The organism is Flavobacterium sp. SOK18b (assembly GCF_014156605.1).
Classification (GTDB): Bacteria; Bacteroidota; Bacteroidia; order Flavobacteriales; family Flavobacteriaceae; genus Flavobacterium; species Flavobacterium tiangeerense.
The window spans coordinates 1-16,513 of record NZ_QKNZ01000134.1; the positions used below are offsets into that span (position 1 = coordinate 1).

The window sequence follows — 16,513 nt, forward strand, 5'->3', positions numbered from 1 at the left end:
TTTCTGAACCCACTTAAATTGCAGTAAATTAGAAAAATTTGAAAAAAATTTAATTCAATAAAAACTAGATTGCTTGTAAAAGATTGCAAAAAAAAATGAAACTAAAACTAGAAAACCTTAAATATCAAGACATAGCTGTTCAATCAATAATAAAAGTTTTTGAAGGAACAGAAAAAAACACATTTGATAGTTCTTGTTTTGAAGGTATTCGTTCCAATGTTTCTCGATTATCTAAAGAGGAAGTTCAGGAGAATATTAAAAATATTTGCCTAGAAAATGGAATAAATCAAGACGTGGCAAACATTTCCGCTGAAAATGATATTTGTGTTGAGATGGAAACCGGAACAGGAAAAACACTAGTTTATATCAAAACCATCTATGAACTTTTTAAACATTATGGATTTACAAAGTTTATAATTCTTGTCCCGTCAGTAGCTATACGACAAAACATAATCGGGACTTTCAAATCATTTGATAAACAACTTTCTGAACTTTATGGTTTTACTCCAAATTCATTTGAATACGACAGTAAAAAACTTCCCAAAGTAACTCAGTTTATTGAAGACCAGCATCCACAGGTTATGATAATGACTTTGGCTTCTTTTAATTCAGAAGACAAAATTTTAAATCAGGCACAACGCGAAGACTTGTTCAATAATATCCCGTTCATTGAGGCAATTGGTAAAACAAATCCAATCATCATCATGGATGAACCGCAAGAAGGAATGGATACTGATAATTCCATAAAACAAATTGCAAAACTTAATCCTTTAATCAAACTGCGTTATTCTGCAACGCATAAAGTGTTTAAAAACCTCTTGTTTAGATTAACTCCATTTGATAGTTATAAAGAGGGATTGGTAAAGAAAATTGAAGTGCTTACAGTTACTGAAAAGAATGACGAGGCTTCACTTAAAATAGAATTGACCGACATTCAAATTGGTAAAGGAGACCCAAAAGTCAAACTAAAAGCTTGGCATCTTAACAATTCCAACGGGAAGATTGATTTTAAAAATACGGCTTGGTTAAAAGAAGGAGATAATTTAGGAGACAAAACAAACAATCCAAGTTATTTGAATTATAAAATTTCTCGAATTAATAAAAGCTTAAAAACACAAAAGTGGACAGTGGTTTTTACTAATGGAGCTGAAATTTTAGAAAAACAAATAGCTGGTAGCTTAGAAAATATTTGGGCACTGCAAATAGAATGGTTACTTCACCGACATTTTGCTAAAACACAAAAGCTTTTAGAGAAAAACATAAAATGTTTGTCATTGATTTTTATTGACAGAGTCTCTAATTATGTAGGCGAAACACCTATTATTAAAAACTTATTCGTTCAAAAATATAAAGAAATATATCCTGAATATTATGGAGGAAAAACTCCTTCTAGTGAAGAAATTCAGGCAGTTCAAGGGTATTATTTTGCTCAAAAAGCATCTGGAGAATATGCCGATAATGAAGGCGGTGTAAAAGAACAAAGTAAAATTTACGATTTAATATTAAAAGGAAAAGAAGAACTTTTAACCATTTCAAATCCAGTACAATTTGTTTTTTCACATTCTGCTTTAGGTGTGGGTTGGGATAATCCAAATGTCTTTAATATTGCGACTTTAAATAACTCCTATTCCGAAATTAAAAAACGTCAAGAGATTGGGCGCGGTTTGCGTATTTGTGTAAACCAAGACGGGCAAAGAGTTTACGATGCTTTAAATGTAGCAGAAAGCGATAGAATCAACCAATTAACTGTAATCCCAAATGAAACCTACGAAACATTTGTTACGCAGTATCAAGAAGAAATAAAATCGGTTTATGGTTCTACCAACGCTGGCGCAGGACTGTCACACGCTCATAAAGGGATTCCAACAGATAAAGTAAGTTTCAAGCGCAATACTTCAAGTGAAATCGACCAAGCTTTTAGAAAATATTGGACTGCTTTAGCTCGAAAAACGGAATACACCATGTCTTTTGATGAAGATAGTATGATTGCGGAATCTGCGGAGAGAATTAATAAAATTGAAATACCTGATTTCGTTATTGAAGCATCTAGTTTTTTAATCAATGCTATTACAGAAGAAGGTCAGAAAGATACTTTTCAGGGTTCCGAAAAGGTAATTCAAAAATTAACGTTTACGCCATTAGATCTAATTGAGGAAATAAGTGAGAACACAGGAGTAAGCTATAATACTTTATTTAAGATTATTAGCCGTTTAAATAATTTAGATCAAATGATAAAAAACCCACCTCGATTTATTCATGAAACATCAGTTGTTATTCGTGATGTGGAACTAAATGAAATGATTAGAGGTTTAGATTACCAAATTACGGGCGAAAGTTATCCTTTTGATTTTAATGATTTTGTAAAGAATATTTCTAAAGATGGATATGTTGAAACACCATACAAAGGAGTATTTGATAAAATGCTTGTGGATAGTGATGTAGAAAGAGATTTTTCATTAGATGCTGATAAAGATGCAGAGGTAGTTTGTTTTTTAAAATTACCGAGCTGGTACAAAATAAAAACACCTATAGGTAATTATGAGCCAGATTTTGGATTAGTGATGAAGCGAAAAAGTCTAAAAACAGGAAGCGAAAGTGAATTCTATTTTGTGATTGAAACCAAGGGAACAAACGATATTCATGATAAAAAAGCACTTAAAGAAAGTGAAATTTACAAAATACGTTGTGCTATGAAACATTTTCAAAAATTAGGATTAGAAGTCCAATACAAAGCTCCTGTAAAAGAGTTCTCTTATTTTAAAACCGAAGCAGATAAAATTATAAATGCAAAGATGTAATTAATTATCACCTTCCTGATGTCAGGAAAGTGATAAACAGAGAACCAAGTTCCCAGCGTTGGGAAGATGGTTTTATAAACAGAGATTTTAAACCTGATTATAGCAACGGGTTTAGAAATAAATATCAAAAAAGCCTAAAAATTTATATGGAATCCATTAACGATTATATGCCATTAAGCAACGACTGGAACAAAGAGCGTTTACAAGTATTAAAACAACAATTTCCTGATTGGTTTACCAGTGAAGGAAATCTCAATATTGATGAAGTAAAAAAAGTAGTTAATCCTGACACGGTTAACGAAACCGAACGTTACGAATTTCGTTGGTTTGGCAAAAGCCAAGCTAAACGCAATGCTTTTACACCAAGCAATGCTACATTAGTTTATGATGAAGCTAGAAGTGTAAATCCAAACGAGAGCGAAAACCTTATAATTGAAGGCGAAAACCTCGAAGTATTAAAATTATTAAGTGGTAGTTATCGTGAAAAAATAAAATGTATCTATATAGACCCGCCCTATAATACAGGAAAAGATTTCGTGTATAACGACAATTTCACCCAAGACAAAAAAGGGTATTGGGAAGATGCTGCAGTTTTGGAAAATGGAGTAAAAATTGATACCAATACCGAAACAGATGGGCGATACCATTCTAATTGGTTAAACATGATGTATAGTCGATTGCTTATTGCAAGACAATTATTGCGTGAAGATGGTGTGATATTTATTTCTATTGATGATAATGAAGCACATCATTTACGCAAATTGTGCGATGAAGTTTTTGGGGAAAACAATTTTGTTGCACAATATATTCATAAAAATAATTCTACTAAAAATCAGGCAAAGTTAGTAAGTGTATCAACTGAATATTTTTATTGTTACGCTAAAAATAAAGATTTATTAAAAGATACTGAGTGGAGAATTAATAAAAAAGGAGTTAAAGAAATTTCTAACTTATTCAATAAACTAAAGAAAAAGGGATATTCTCTGGATGAGATTGATGCAGAAATAAAGGAAATGTACAGACGCCCAAAATATGCTCACTTAAGTAGATGGAATAAGGTAGATGATAAAGGTGTCTTTAAGGATGCCGATTTGTCAAGAGAAGGTGGAGCAAAAGATTACACAATAATAAATCCACATAATAATTTAGAATGTATTATACCAGATAGAGGATGGGGTAAATCATTGAATGAATTGAAAAGGCTTCAAGATATAAATATGATATGGTATGGTGACGAAAATACTCCACCAGGTGTTAAAGATTATATTGATGGTGAAGATGTTTCAGTTCCTGATAATTTTTGGTATTACGATAACTCTATAGATACTAGATGGATTAAATCTAATTTTAATACATTAGTTTTTGAAAATCCGAAACCTATTGAAATGATTAAAAATATTATATCAATGTGTACTAATAATGAAGATATTATACTTGACTTTTTTGGAGGTAGCGGAACGACTGCTCATTCTATTTTAGAATTAAATCATAATAATAAAGATAAAAGAAAGTTTATTTTGGTTCAAATTCCTGAACTTACTGAAGAAAAAAGCGAAGCATTCAAAGCAGGATATAAAAAAGTAATTGATATAACCATTAAAAGAAATGAAAGAGTAGTCGAAAAAATAGTGCAAGAAAAAGAAAGAAGTAAACCAGATTTATTTGACCGGAATAATGTAGAAGAAAATCCATTAAAAGGGCTTGGATTCAAAGTATTCAAGCTGCAGAAATCCAATTTTCCAAGAGTGGATTTTGCTCCTAATCCAGAACTATCAGATGCTGAAAATTTGGCACAACTAAAAAAATACATTGCCGATAAAGAAAGCCAGTTAGTCAATGCCTTCAATAAGGAAGAACTTATGACCGAGATATTACTCAAAAATAACTTCTCATTAAATTACAAGACGGAAGTACAACCACAATTCAAAAAGAACGAGATTATCTTAGCTTTTGATGATGAAAAAGAAACTCTAATTTGTTTAGATGTTAGCATTGATTTAGATACGGTAGATTATTTTAAAACCAATACGGAGCAAAAATTCATTTGTTTAGAAAGAGCTTTGGATACTACTAAAAAATATAATTTGAAGCATTATTTAGGGGATAAATTTAATGCGTTTTAAGGATGAGTAATGAAATTACAATATATTTTGATAGTCCAAAAATATTTGAATTAAGTAATATAAAACCATTAAATGGAGTTGCAGGTTTATACTTCATCTTTAGTCAGTCGATTGATATTCAATATCCTTTTGATAAATCAAAGTTGCTGTATATTGGAATGAGTGAAAGAAAAACGAATAGTATTGCAAGTAGATTATCTGGTCATTTTGATGGAAAATCAAAAAATATTGGATTAACTAATTATAGAAAAATAGAACCACTTCTATTCACTTATATCAACTTTGAAATGCTGCGTAGTATTTGGGAGTTTAGAATAGAAGATTTAGAAAGTTATTTTTTACTAGATTTTGTAGATAAGTATGGTGTTTATCCAATATGTAATAACAAAACTGGATTTGAAATTTTAAAAAACACATTATCAACAAGTTTTAAAATTGATTGGGAATACTTTAATTAAAAAAAAATGAGCATGAAAGTAAAATCAGGTCAAGAAATTCTAAACGACTTTTTTGAAACAATAGAAGCAATGAAAAATGTTGATCCTAAAATTTCTCAATTAATTGCTCAACTTTATAAAGATGACTCTTTAACTGATAAGGCTATCAAAAATGGACTAGAACAATTACGAATTCAAGAGAAGGATCAAGATGAAGCTTAAACAAATCGACATAAAAGGATTACGTGGTGTCAAAGAAACTCTGTCAATAGAGCTAAACAGCAAGTCTATTGTACTTTATGGTGATAATGGCATGGGTAAAAGTAGTATTTCAGATTCAATTGAATGGTTTTACACAAATAAAGTAGCTCATTTAGCAGGTTTAGAAATTGAATTAAAAGATGCACTTCGAAATGCTTCTTTAACTGAAGATGTAATTTCAGAAATTGGAATGAAATTTCATAAAAAAAGTGATTTTGACACTTCCAAAACGCTTTTTTATAAAAAAGAAAAATTAGAACAGGATTTTACTGTCAAGACCGATCTGATTAAACAATATATTATTAATTCCAAAGAGGAGAATTTACTTCTTAGATATAAAAGCCTAAACGATTTTGTTGACAATACTAAGGGTGATAAATTAAAATATTTATCTGATATTATTGGATTTTCTGAGGTTACTAAGAAAAAAGAAGTTTTAAGAAAAGCATACACTTCTATTAATTCAGAAATAAAAAATCAAAATTTTGAAGGTCAAATAACAAGTCAAAAAGCTATTCTAATCGACAAGATTGAAGCAAGTATAAGTCAAGAAAAGGAACTTTTCACAATTATCAACACCAAAATTGCACCTTTAAAAATAAATATTAAAGTTGAAACCATACAAGATGTAGATGCTCTTTTAAAACATCTCAAATCTGCTACTAATGAAAAGCTTGTAAAAGAAAACGCATTTCTTGAAAAAAATCTAACAGCCATTTTTGGACTTCAGTCCGAAATTGAAATTATTAATTCTAATTATCAAATCTATTTTAACGAATTTCAAAAAATAGCAGAAGATGTAGAGGGTATAATGAAAATTTACATTGGAGAACTTTTAAAATTAGGAGATACTGTAGTTCAAAAGTACCATAAAAAAGAAAGCTGTCCACTTTGTCTACAGCCTAAAAAAATAGATGATTTACGTGATGAAATTGCAATAAGACTCAAAGAAATAGAAGAAGCATCGCAGAAGTTAGCTTCATTTCAAAAAGCCCAAGAGTTAGTTAAAAACATCAGTATTGAAAGAATTAAAAGAATTGATTTTCTGTTATTAGATGCTTCATTTATATTGCCAGAAAATGATCAACTAAAAAAAGACTTGATCTGTATCAAGGACAAAATAAAATTAATGGAAACTGATAGTTTGGTCAAAGTAACCTCTGGAAATAAAATTCATGATGCTGAAGGAATTGCTTTTAATATTTCTGATTTTTCGTTTTTAGAAAAGCTTAATATTAGAATAAAAGACGTTAAAGAAGCAATTAAAAAGGATAATATTACTGAGATTTACGCAAACATATCTGCATCAAAAGATGCTTTTTTAAAAATTAAAACCCTTGAAAAAGAACGTACAAAACTAAAAAAACAAAGTGATTCACTTTCAATTATTTATAATGAATTTGTAAAAGTTCAAAAAGAAGGACTTGAAAACTTCATAAATTCTTTTTCAATAAAAATAAACGAGTACTATCAATATATGAATCCTGATGAACCATTTCAGGAAATAAAGATTGTAACTATGGGAGAAGAAGATGAACTTAATGGTATTACAATAGAATACAAATATAATGGAGATTGGGTTTCTCCTCCTCAGAAGTACTTTAGCGAATCACATCTTAATTGTTTTGGCATTTCTTTTTTCTTAGCATCAGTAGACGCTTTTAATAATCTAAATGAATTTATAATATTAGATGATGTAATTTCAAGTTTCGATTCAAATCATCGAAAGAGATTTGCAGATTTGCTTTTTGAAAGATTCTCAAAATATCAGATAATTCTATTAACTCACGAAGAGGAATGGTTTAGAAGTTTTGTCAAACCATTAGCAAGGAAAAATGGTTGGCTTGTTAATGAAATAAAATGGACTGATTCAAAAGGAACGCATTTTGAAGAATCTCAAGGCGATATCAAAGCTAAAATTGAAAATAAAATTTCTAATTCAGAAATAGATGGTTTAGGAAATCCTCTACGACAATATTTAGAGCATACTTTGAAAGACATATGTATCAATCTTGATGTTAAAGTAAGCTTTAGACCTAATGAAGTAAATGAAAAGAGGATGCCTGATGAATTGATTAATGAACTAAAATCTAGAATAAAAACAAAAAGCAAGGACTTACTAGCCCACTACCCAACACTAGAAAGGGTTGCAAGCTCTTCAGTTTTAGGAAATCTACTATCCCATGACAATCCTTTTAACCCAAAAATTGGAGACTTAAGAGCTTTCTGGGCTGATATAAAAGAAATGGAAAATATATTTTATTGTCCTGAACAAGATTGCAAAAAGCCTAAAGTTAGTTTAAATAACTATGATACTGTCGCTCAAAAAATCAGATGTGGTTGTGATAAAACAAAATATGATTGGAAGCGATAAATAATATTTTTCAAATTAATAAAATTAATATGGATATAGGTAAAGTGATTGATATTAAAGACTGCAAAAGAGGTTATATTTTAAAAGGAGTTGCAAACCATGAAGTTAAATATAAAAATGAAAAACCTGTAAAAGGGCATTATATGATTTTTTATAACGATCTTGACGTCTATGATTTCCAAGGAGCTATGATAACTTCAACAGATTATAACGGCTCAAATGTTGTTATGAAAAAAGAGCATTTTTTTCAAAAAAATGATAATGGAGATCCATTTTCAACTGTTTTTAATAATTCCCATTTAGTCAAAGCAAAACTTCATAAATTTCATTTAATGGGTGAATTTATTTATGTTGGTCTGCTTACACCTGAAGGCATTGCCTTTATGGAGGAATTATTAGATGACTTACCTTTAGTGACTTGGGAAAAATATCTTCAAAATAATTAATAAATGTTTTATATCAAATACTTTTATGAGTACATCATTACAAAATATATCAGTTAAATACACCGACCTTCTTAGTGAAATAGAAACAGGTCAGGTTAAAATACCGCAATTTCAAAGGAAGTTTGTTTGGAGCATAAAAGATTCAGCAAAATTATTAGATAGTATTATTAAAGGTTATCCTATTGGAACGTTTATATATTGGAGAACAAACGAACGATTAAGGTCCGTTCGTAATCTTGGTAACATAGTTTTACCAGAGCCTAAGCATGGCGAATTTGTAAATTATGTGCTAGATGGTCAACAACGTTTAACTTCATTGTATGCTGCTTTAAAAGGAGTACAAATTGGAGAGGAAGGTGGCAAAACATCCGATTATTCAGAAATCTATATCAATTTATGGGCTGATGAAGAAGAAGATATTGTAACCACTGAAATAGAGAAATGTGGTACCGAAAAAATAATCAAGCTCACCGACTTAATGAAAGGTGGTTACGCAATTTTTAAAAATTATCCCGAAGAACTTCATGAAAAATTAGACCATTATAAAAATGTACTTTCTGGTTATACTTTTTCAGTTATCAATCTCAAAAATGCCCAAATAGATGTTGCTACCGAGGTTTTTACAAGGTTAAATGTAGGTGGTAAATCATTATCACTTTTTGAAATTATGGTTGCTAAAACCTATCATATTTTTGAAAAGAAGAACGATCTTGAAAATAAGGAAGAAATATTTGATTTATCAGTTAAGTACGAAGAACTTTCTGCAGAACTGAGTGCAAGCCACTATGATACAATCCCATCAGCTACAATCCTTCAAGTTATATCCATATTGTTAGAAAAAGACTGTACTAGAAAGACCATCCTAAAATTAGAAAAGATGGCTTTTATCAATATTTGGGATGAAGCCGTGAATTGTATAAAAAGTAGCATTGATTTCTTTAGAAGTTACGGAATTGTTGTTGGTAGAATATTGCCCTATAATGCACTTTTAGTACCGTTTAGCTATTTTTACTACAAACACAAAAATAATCCTAGTGGTATTATGAAAAAGAGATTAGAGGATTTCTTTTGGAGAACCTCATTAGGTTTTAGATATTCATCCGGAGTTGAAGGTAAATTAGTTCAGGATATTGCAAAAATTGATAAAATAATTGCAGACGAATTACCAAAATACGAGTGGGCAGTTGCCGTAAACAAGGATTTTGTTCGGGCAAATGGATGGTTTAGTACTGGCAAATCGTTCAATAAAGCAATCCTGTGTTTATATGCGAAACAAAAACCAAAATCATTTGATAATAACCTAGATGTGATAATTGATAATAGTTGGCTAAAAATTGCTACAAGTAAAAATTACCATCATTTTTTCCCAAAGTCATGGTTAGCAAAAAATAAACCAGATGTTGAATATTTTAATGTAAATCATATTGTCAACATTACAATTGTAGATGGATATTTAAATAAAAATGTAATAAAAGCTAAGAGTCCTGCGATATACATGAAATCATTTGATTCAAAAAATGAAGAATTAGAAGAGACTATGAAAACGCATTTTATAGATATAAATAATGATGGTATTTGGGATAACGATTACCATACTTTTTATGAAAATAGATTAGAAAGAATTACAGCTGCATTAAATACATTCATTATTCCTCAAGACACATCAAATGTAGAACTTGAAATATATGAAGACTTGGAAGAATCAATCCTCGAATCTTAAGAGTAGGATTAAAATACAGTTTCACCGAAATTAAAATAATAAACTATTACTAAAATGTCCGAATTCATTACCGAACAACAACTAGATGACAAGCTAACTGACATCATCTGGAATGCAAAAAAAGAGCTTATCATCCTCTCCCCTTTTATTAGGCTTGATGATTATTGTAAAAGTATATTTAAAAAACTGAAAAATAATCCTGAACTCGAGATCATTCTTGTTTTTGGTAAAAATGAGGCAGAAACTCAACGCAGTTTAACTCCAGCTGATTTAGATCTCTTTAAAGAGTTTAGCAACATTGCTATTATTTATTGTAAAAATTTACATGCTAAGTACTTTGCCAATGAAAATGAGGCTTTATTAACCTCATTAAATTTATTAGGCAAGTCAATGACTGAAAATATTGAGTATGGTATCTATTTTCAAAACTCGAAATTAAGCCTAGACAAATTATATTCTGATTCGATTGCTTACACTAATAGAGTGATTGTTGAAAACCCATGTGTGTTTTTAAAACGTCCAGTATTTAAAAAAACAAATCTAGGATTGACCAAAAAGTATGTAGAATCAAAAATTCTATATGATGTGACAGAAAATCTATATCGAAATAGCTCTTTCAATAAAAAATATTACAATGACTTTGAAAATGTAATTTTAGATTCAGACGTAAAACCCACGAGAGAAGAATTTATTCCTGAGAGTAATAACATTTCAAATCATCAACCTGTCAAATCAAACAACAGATTTCATCAAGTAGAAAGTTTTGACGAGACAGATAAAAACGCTTCAAATTATTCAAATTACAGAAGTAATAAACATCAAGAGTTTGGATATTGTATCAGAACTGGTCAGCAAATTCCTTTTGACGTTAAACGTCCTTATAGTCTGGAAGCTTACCGCGCATGGGCCATGTTTGAAAACTGGAATTATAAAGAACGTTATTGCCATAAAACAGGTAGAGAATCAAATGGTAGAACTTCTATGTCTAATCCTGTACTTTAATAAAGCTACTAGTAATAATTGTCAAATTGGTTAAATAAATGATCGAATATGATAAAAAACAGTAATGTAGTTAAATTGCCAGTAATCGTAACGATAGCAGATATAAACAGAAAGTAGCATCTATTAAATGCGGTTAATGATCAACTTAATCACCGCATTTTTTTGTTGAGATTATTAAAACATCCCCAACCTACTTTCCAACAACTGCAAGTACTTCTCTTTCATATCATCGGTAAGAAAAGAAATTTCAAGCAGCTCCTTCCATTTAGGAGTTGCTTTTTTCGTTTGTTCTAGAATACTTGCTATAGTTTTTTCGTTGAGTTGTAATCTTTCCTTGCCGTAGTAATCTATGAAATCAGTTGCTTTTAAATTACTTTTTTTTCCCTTTAAGGTCAGTGCTATTTCCTCTTCTGGATTTTTAATCGCTATGGTAGAATTTAGAAAATCATAAACAGGCGCTAGTGTTGTTTTTCCATTTTTGGTAATGAGTGAAAAATTTTTCAAATGCATGTCTTCATTTCCGGTCAGATAGCAAAAAAGAATTCTTTTGAAAAAGTCAGCCTTCTCAATTGTAGGAAAGGAACAGTACTCGTCAAGAACTGGAATCAATTTTTCCATCGTAAAACGATACTTGGTGTCTCTTGTGTTCCCAGTCAATTGCGCAAAATCTTCTGTTGCAAACTTTCTTCCTTTACCGTAACGGTCAAAACGTTTAATGAAATAAGACAAACTTCCATCTTTACCATAAATCATCCCATGAAATGGTACTTCTAAACCAAACGCTTTCGCCATTCGCATAGTTACATCTTCATTTTCTGGTAATTGAGGAAATAAATCATTTTGTGGTTTTATGATGTAGGTTCCAAATTGATCCACAATTTTAAATTCTTGATCCACTATTGAAATAGCGGCACTAAGCTTTGGTTGCACACCCTGAATAGATAGCTTTTTAGCTCTATTTGCGGCTTCCTGACGAAGTTCAACAGCTGTATAGGGTAAATCATTTAAATACGTCAGTTTAGGAGCTATCATTCGCAGTCCTTTTTCACTGTAGGTAGCAGTACCGCACAATTCATATGTAATAGGACATCTATTCATCTTCCAGCAATTTAACCGTTACTGAACCTACTAAATCATTTCCAGTTGCAATAAGTTGAGAGAAATAATCTTTCTTATCAATTTTCACAATTCGTAGTAAACCCTCTAACATAACACCTTCAGGCAATAGCCCTTCAAAAAACGGTGGAAAGAATGTATAACTATATTTTTTCTGAATTGTAGGCATAGTCAATGAAACCGCTTCGCCATTGTAATTTTCATCATACTCAAAATGGTAGTCGTTAGCATCAATCTCCGTTAAAATTCCAGCTCTTTTTCCGTGTGCAAATACAATTGCTCTTCTCATAATTATTTATTTAAAGGACTTTTGAATTCTACTTTAATATTTAGCACTCGGAGTACTGCAAAAAGATTGTTCAAACGAACTGTTTCTTTATTTTTTTCAATATCAAAAACAGTGGTCTTCCCTACTCCAGCTAAGTCGGCTAGTTCAAGTTGTGTCAATCCTGCTTTTTTTCGATGGTCTTTTATGAAAGCACCTAAATAAAAATCATCCATTTTATACTGTTTCAACGGTAAAAATAAACAATTTAGATATTACAAAACATTTATTTGATATAAATAATCTTTTGTTACTGTTATAGCAGTAAATAAACCGATAAAAGATGATTTTACAATTGAAAAATTAAAAAAAAGAAAACAAAAACTGCTATAACGGTAATAATCACCGCAAATATGCGGTGATTAAAAACAATTACCACCGCATCGATCTCCATATAAACAAAAATGTTTACATTTGTACTATGAATGCATTAATCGAAAAATACAAAGGCATACATCCTGGAATAGTATTGGAACGCTTACTTAACAAAAAAGCGATTTCACAGCGCCCTTTTGCCCTTTCAATTGGTGAGCATCCACAAACTATAAACGCAATAACAAAAGGAAGAAGGAAACTCAATATAGCACTGGCATTGAAAATTGAAGAAAAGCTAAGTTTAGAGGAAGGCTCACTAGCTTTACTACAAACCTATTTTGATATTCAGGAACAAAAAAGTAAAACAAAACAAGAAACTCCAAACTTAAGCCTTTTAAGAAAGGTGTTGTTTTGGGATACAGATATCACTAAAATTGATTGGCAGAAACAAAGTGCAGCGGTAATTCTTAGAATTTTCGAACGAGGAAATGATATTGAAAAAGACGAAATAAAACGTTTCTATAAAAGTGAACTCATTAGGTCTACACTTAAGCAAAATACTCGTAAACCCTATACTGTTTATAAAAATAAAGAACAAGCGTAATGTTATACTATTTCACTGTAAATAAACTACTTAAAGAAATTTTGATTCAATTAATGCAATCAAAAATCTTTGATGATTTTAGACTTGTAGGCGGTACAGCATTGAGTTTACAAATGGGTCATAGAGAATCTATCGATATTGATCTGTTTAGTGATGCTGACTACGGATCACTAGATTTTAGAGCCATAGAAATTTATCTAAAAGATAACTTTCAATATGTAGATTTTTTAGACACTATTCCAGCAATGGGGAAAAGTTATAGTATTGGAGAAAATAAAGAAAATACCGTAAAACTTGATTTGTATTACACAGACGATTATATCCAACCCGCTATAGAAGTTGATGGTATCAGAATGGCAACTATTGAAGAAATTATCGCCATGAAGTTAGAAGTTATTCAGAGAGGAGGGAGAAAAAAAGACTTTTGGGATCTACATGAATTACTTCGGTCTCATGATTTATGCCAAATGTTAGATTTACACGAGCAAAGATATCCTTATTCACATGACAAAGATTTAATAATTAAAAACTTTACATCCTTTGAACAAGCTGATGAAGATTTTAATCCAATTTGCTTTAAAGGAAAGTATTGGGAGTTTATAAAGGAGGATTTTGAAGAAATTATTCTCCAATTTAAATAGCTACAATTTCTTTTACTGCCTTTACAAATTTGTATTTTACTATATTGAGTACTCTTTTTGTACACCTCTACCCTGCTAAAGCCTTACAAATACTGATAAATTAGATATTGCATCGGAAAATAGGTTTCACAAAACATCACAAAATAAAACAAAGAATCCCAGTTAAAATGTCATAAAACGGCATTTTAACTGGGATTCTTCTTTCTGTTTATTTAGCTTTATTTGCAGATAGTTTGTTCCTTTTTGTACCATTATTGTACCACGAAAATAATTTTCCTTGTTGGATTTTTTTTTGGCGAAATTATGACACACAGAGAGACACATAGACACAATGGGACACAAAATTAGTCACATTATGAGTTCTAACATTGAGGTTATCAGAATTTGTGAGCACTGCAAAAAACAGTTCACAGCCAGAACAACGCGCACACGGTATTGTTCGCACATTTGCAACAGCCGTGGTTATAAATCACTGGTACGCAAAGGAAAAGTAGAAAAAAGCAATAACGAGATCGTTCAGCTTTTAAACACAGATTTGGAAAAAATAAAGCCTCTTGAGTTTTTAAAAATTACTCAGGCAACCCTTCTTTTTGGAATCAGCAGAAGTACGCTTTACAGGTTAGTTAACAATGGACAGCTGGACATTGCAAAGTTTGGCAAACGAACTGTTATCCGCAGATGCGATCTTGAAGCTTTTTTTGCAATTCCTATACAGGATGTGACCTTGAAAACTGGACAGCAATTTCCTGGTTTTGACAATTGCTATACTATAACGGAAATTCAACAGAAGTATAATATTTCTTCAGGAGCGCTCTATCTATTGATTCAACGGCAGGGTATAGTAAAATATTCCGTTGGAAAATTCACCTGTGTATCCAAACAGGATATTGATATAATTTTTAATGCTGCGGGAAGATGAAAAATATAAATGTTACGCTAAGAAAAAGGATGCTGCCAAGTGGTAAGATTACACTATATCTTGATTTTTTCCCTCCGGTTTACAATCCTAAGACTCATAAACTTTACCGTAGGGAGTATTTAAGTTTATACCTCGTTCCTAAACCAAAAAATAATGTTGACAAGACTATGAATTCTGAGAATCTCTATAAAGCTGAAATTATCTGTGCAAATAGGTTTAATGAAGTAAATAAGTCACAGATCTACAATCCTTTTGAGTTAGAGCAACTTCGTCTTAAAGAGATTGGCGAAAAATCATTTCTGCAGTATCTCAAGCTTGTTGCAGAGCATAAAACGGGTAATAACGGTGATATCTGGACTTATGCCATTATCCACTTTGAAAATTTTCTTAAAAATGAGGATTTACTGATACAGGATATCGATGTGACTGTTATAGAAGATTTTAGGGAGTATCTCTTAAAGGCAAAATGTATCAGGAAAAAGGGTAAGTTTTTAGCTCAGAATACAGCTTTAACTTATTTCAATAAGATCAAAGCTACTCTTCGAAAAGCTTACAAAAAAGGATTACTTCAAACGGATGTTAATGCTGCGGTTGAAAGCATAAAGGAACAAGAGTCTCAAAGGAATTTTCTAACCATGGAAGAAGCTGTAAGGCTATTTAAAACCCCTTGTAAAAAGGAAATTGTAAAACGTGTCAGTCTTTTTTCTCTGCTCACAGGCATGCGCTATTCCGATATATCAAAACTTACATGGGAAGAAGTACAATACAGTAAAAGTGAAGGATATTACATAAGATTTAAGCAGCAAAAAACTGATCGACCAGTAACCCTTCCTATATCCCCCGAAGCATTCGAGTTTTTAGGTGAAAAAGTGGATCAATATAAGAGAGTCTTTTATGATTTAAAAAAATGGGATGTTGACCGGTTGCTGCCTATATGGGTTAACGACGCATCAATTGAGAAACATATTACATTTCATTGCTTTCGTCATACGTATGCAACATTGCAGATGGCAGCAGGTACCGACATTTTTACGGTATCGAAAATGCTGGGGCACAAAAACATAAAGACAACGCAGATATATACAAAAATCATCGATGAGAAAAAAAGAGAAACAACTAATAAAATTTCATTTAAATAATTTTTTTTAAAACTGGTTAAAAAAAGAAAATGAATTCTTAGCTTTTACTTTAAAGTGGCTTTGAAAGCCACTTTAAAGTCGAAGGCAAATGGTTTATATTGCAGATTTTTTATAAAAACGGACAAAATGCTGCGAGCGAGGATTTAAAGACTACATTTTTTTTCTTGCAGGCTTTTTTATTTTTCCCGCAACTATCAAAATTTTTAAAAGTGCTCAAAATTTAAATGGCAGTATCGTAGCATTTTACCATTTAAACAAAAAAATATCTAAATTTTCTTACAAAATAAATTAAA

Annotated in this window: 15 protein-coding genes; 12 read left to right on the forward strand and 3 right to left on the reverse strand. The window is 30.9% G+C overall.

The window, feature by feature from the left end:
* The first annotated feature begins 95 nt into the window (after window positions 1-95).
* The 8 genes from DNC80_RS14825 (at window position 96) to DNC80_RS14860 (ending at window position 11,161) form a co-directional block, all read left to right on the forward strand.
* On the forward strand, window positions 96-2,798 hold the full coding sequence (locus tag DNC80_RS14825) for a DEAD/DEAH box helicase family protein (protein WP_182651876.1): 2,703 nt from the start codon (window positions 96-98) through the stop codon (window positions 2,796-2,798).
* 146 nt (window positions 2,799-2,944) lie between these two features.
* A complete protein-coding gene (locus DNC80_RS14830; protein ID WP_182651877.1) occupies window positions 2,945-4,921 on the forward strand; it encodes a site-specific DNA-methyltransferase in 1,977 nt (658 codons plus the stop codon).
* Between the two features lie 2 nt (window positions 4,922-4,923).
* Window positions 4,924-5,379, forward strand: a complete 456-nt coding sequence (locus tag DNC80_RS14835; RefSeq protein ID WP_182651878.1) for a hypothetical protein — start codon at window positions 4,924-4,926, stop codon at window positions 5,377-5,379.
* A gap of 12 nt (window positions 5,380-5,391) precedes the next feature.
* A complete protein-coding gene (locus tag DNC80_RS14840) occupies window positions 5,392-5,580 on the forward strand; it encodes a hypothetical protein (RefSeq protein ID WP_182651879.1) in 189 nt (62 codons plus the stop codon).
* A complete protein-coding gene (locus tag DNC80_RS14845; protein WP_182651880.1) occupies window positions 5,570-7,993 on the forward strand; it encodes a hypothetical protein in 2,424 nt (807 codons plus the stop codon). The genes DNC80_RS14840 and DNC80_RS14845 overlap by 11 nt, the downstream gene beginning before the upstream one ends.
* Entirely contained in the window at window positions 7,981-8,439 is a 459-nt protein-coding gene (locus DNC80_RS14850) for a hypothetical protein (protein ID WP_182651881.1), read from the forward strand. Before DNC80_RS14845 ends, DNC80_RS14850 begins: the two co-directional genes overlap by 13 nt.
* Before the next feature lie 25 nt (window positions 8,440-8,464).
* A complete protein-coding gene (locus tag DNC80_RS14855; protein ID WP_182651882.1) occupies window positions 8,465-10,159 on the forward strand; it encodes a DUF262 domain-containing protein in 1,695 nt (564 codons plus the stop codon).
* A 54-nt stretch (window positions 10,160-10,213) separates the two neighbouring features.
* On the forward strand, window positions 10,214-11,161 hold the full coding sequence (locus DNC80_RS14860) for a phospholipase D family protein (RefSeq protein WP_182651883.1): 948 nt from the start codon (window positions 10,214-10,216) through the stop codon (window positions 11,159-11,161).
* 174 nt (window positions 11,162-11,335) lie between these two features.
* Here the strand turns inward: DNC80_RS14860 and DNC80_RS14865 are convergent, their stop codons facing one another.
* Genes DNC80_RS14865 through DNC80_RS14875 form a run of 3 tightly spaced genes read right to left on the reverse strand, consistent with a single transcriptional unit; the run spans window position 11,336 to window position 12,778 of the window.
* Window positions 11,336-12,259, reverse strand: coding sequence for a HipA domain-containing protein (locus tag DNC80_RS14865; RefSeq protein ID WP_182651884.1), 924 nt, complete (start codon window positions 12,257-12,259; stop codon window positions 11,336-11,338).
* Window positions 12,252-12,566, reverse strand: a complete 315-nt coding sequence (locus DNC80_RS14870) for a HipA N-terminal domain-containing protein (protein WP_182651885.1) — start codon at window positions 12,564-12,566, stop codon at window positions 12,252-12,254. Before DNC80_RS14870 ends, DNC80_RS14865 begins: the two co-directional genes overlap by 8 nt.
* A gap of 2 nt (window positions 12,567-12,568) precedes the next feature.
* A complete protein-coding gene (locus tag DNC80_RS14875; protein WP_182651886.1) occupies window positions 12,569-12,778 on the reverse strand; it encodes a helix-turn-helix transcriptional regulator in 210 nt (69 codons plus the stop codon).
* A gap of 245 nt (window positions 12,779-13,023) precedes the next feature.
* On the opposite strand from DNC80_RS14875, the gene DNC80_RS14880 reads away from it, so the two are divergent.
* The 4 genes from DNC80_RS14880 (at window position 13,024) to DNC80_RS14895 (ending at window position 16,220) form a co-directional block, all read left to right on the forward strand.
* On the forward strand, window positions 13,024-13,521 hold the full coding sequence (locus DNC80_RS14880) for a helix-turn-helix domain-containing protein (RefSeq protein WP_182651887.1): 498 nt from the start codon (window positions 13,024-13,026) through the stop codon (window positions 13,519-13,521).
* The gene (locus tag DNC80_RS14885; RefSeq protein ID WP_182651888.1) at window positions 13,521-14,162 is read left to right on the forward strand and encodes a nucleotidyl transferase AbiEii/AbiGii toxin family protein; all 642 of its coding nucleotides are present in this window, start codon (window positions 13,521-13,523) and stop codon (window positions 14,160-14,162) included. Before DNC80_RS14880 ends, DNC80_RS14885 begins: the two co-directional genes overlap by 1 nt.
* A 355-nt stretch (window positions 14,163-14,517) precedes the next feature.
* A complete protein-coding gene (locus DNC80_RS14890) occupies window positions 14,518-15,081 on the forward strand; it encodes a helix-turn-helix domain-containing protein (protein WP_225872934.1) in 564 nt (187 codons plus the stop codon).
* Window positions 15,078-16,220, forward strand: coding sequence for a site-specific integrase (locus DNC80_RS14895; RefSeq protein ID WP_099715403.1), 1,143 nt, complete (start codon window positions 15,078-15,080; stop codon window positions 16,218-16,220). Before DNC80_RS14890 ends, DNC80_RS14895 begins: the two co-directional genes overlap by 4 nt.
* Window positions 16,221-16,513 lie beyond the last annotated feature (293 nt).

What these genes read in the sequence shown, in the direction of transcription:
- DNC80_RS14825 (WP_182651876.1), top strand. Translation starts at nt 96, where the DNA reads ATGAAACTAAAACTAGAAAACCTTAAATATCAAGACATAGCTGTTCAA.
- DNC80_RS14830 (WP_182651877.1), top strand. Translation starts at nt 2,945, where the DNA reads ATGGAATCCATTAACGATTATATGCCATTAAGCAACGACTGGAACAAA.
- DNC80_RS14835 (WP_182651878.1), top strand. Translation starts at nt 4,924, where the DNA reads ATGAGTAATGAAATTACAATATATTTTGATAGTCCAAAAATATTTGAA.
- DNC80_RS14840 (WP_182651879.1), top strand. Translation starts at nt 5,392, where the DNA reads ATGAAAGTAAAATCAGGTCAAGAAATTCTAAACGACTTTTTTGAAACA.
- DNC80_RS14845 (WP_182651880.1), top strand. Translation starts at nt 5,570, where the DNA reads ATGAAGCTTAAACAAATCGACATAAAAGGATTACGTGGTGTCAAAGAA.
- DNC80_RS14855 (WP_182651882.1), top strand. Translation starts at nt 8,465, where the DNA reads ATGAGTACATCATTACAAAATATATCAGTTAAATACACCGACCTTCTT.
- DNC80_RS14860 (WP_182651883.1), top strand. Translation starts at nt 10,214, where the DNA reads ATGTCCGAATTCATTACCGAACAACAACTAGATGACAAGCTAACTGAC.
- DNC80_RS14865 (WP_182651884.1), bottom strand. Translation starts at nt 12,259, where the DNA reads ATGAATAGATGTCCTATTACATATGAATTGTGCGGTACTGCTACCTAC.
- DNC80_RS14870 (WP_182651885.1), bottom strand. Translation starts at nt 12,566, where the DNA reads ATGAGAAGAGCAATTGTATTTGCACACGGAAAAAGAGCTGGAATTTTA.
- DNC80_RS14875 (WP_182651886.1), bottom strand. Translation starts at nt 12,778, where the DNA reads ATGGATGATTTTTATTTAGGTGCTTTCATAAAAGACCATCGAAAAAAA.
- DNC80_RS14880 (WP_182651887.1), top strand. Translation starts at nt 13,024, where the DNA reads ATGAATGCATTAATCGAAAAATACAAAGGCATACATCCTGGAATAGTA.
- DNC80_RS14885 (WP_182651888.1), top strand. Translation starts at nt 13,521, where the DNA reads ATGTTATACTATTTCACTGTAAATAAACTACTTAAAGAAATTTTGATT.
- DNC80_RS14890 (WP_225872934.1), top strand. Translation starts at nt 14,518, where the DNA reads ATGAGTTCTAACATTGAGGTTATCAGAATTTGTGAGCACTGCAAAAAA.
- DNC80_RS14895 (WP_099715403.1), top strand. Translation starts at nt 15,078, where the DNA reads ATGAAAAATATAAATGTTACGCTAAGAAAAAGGATGCTGCCAAGTGGT.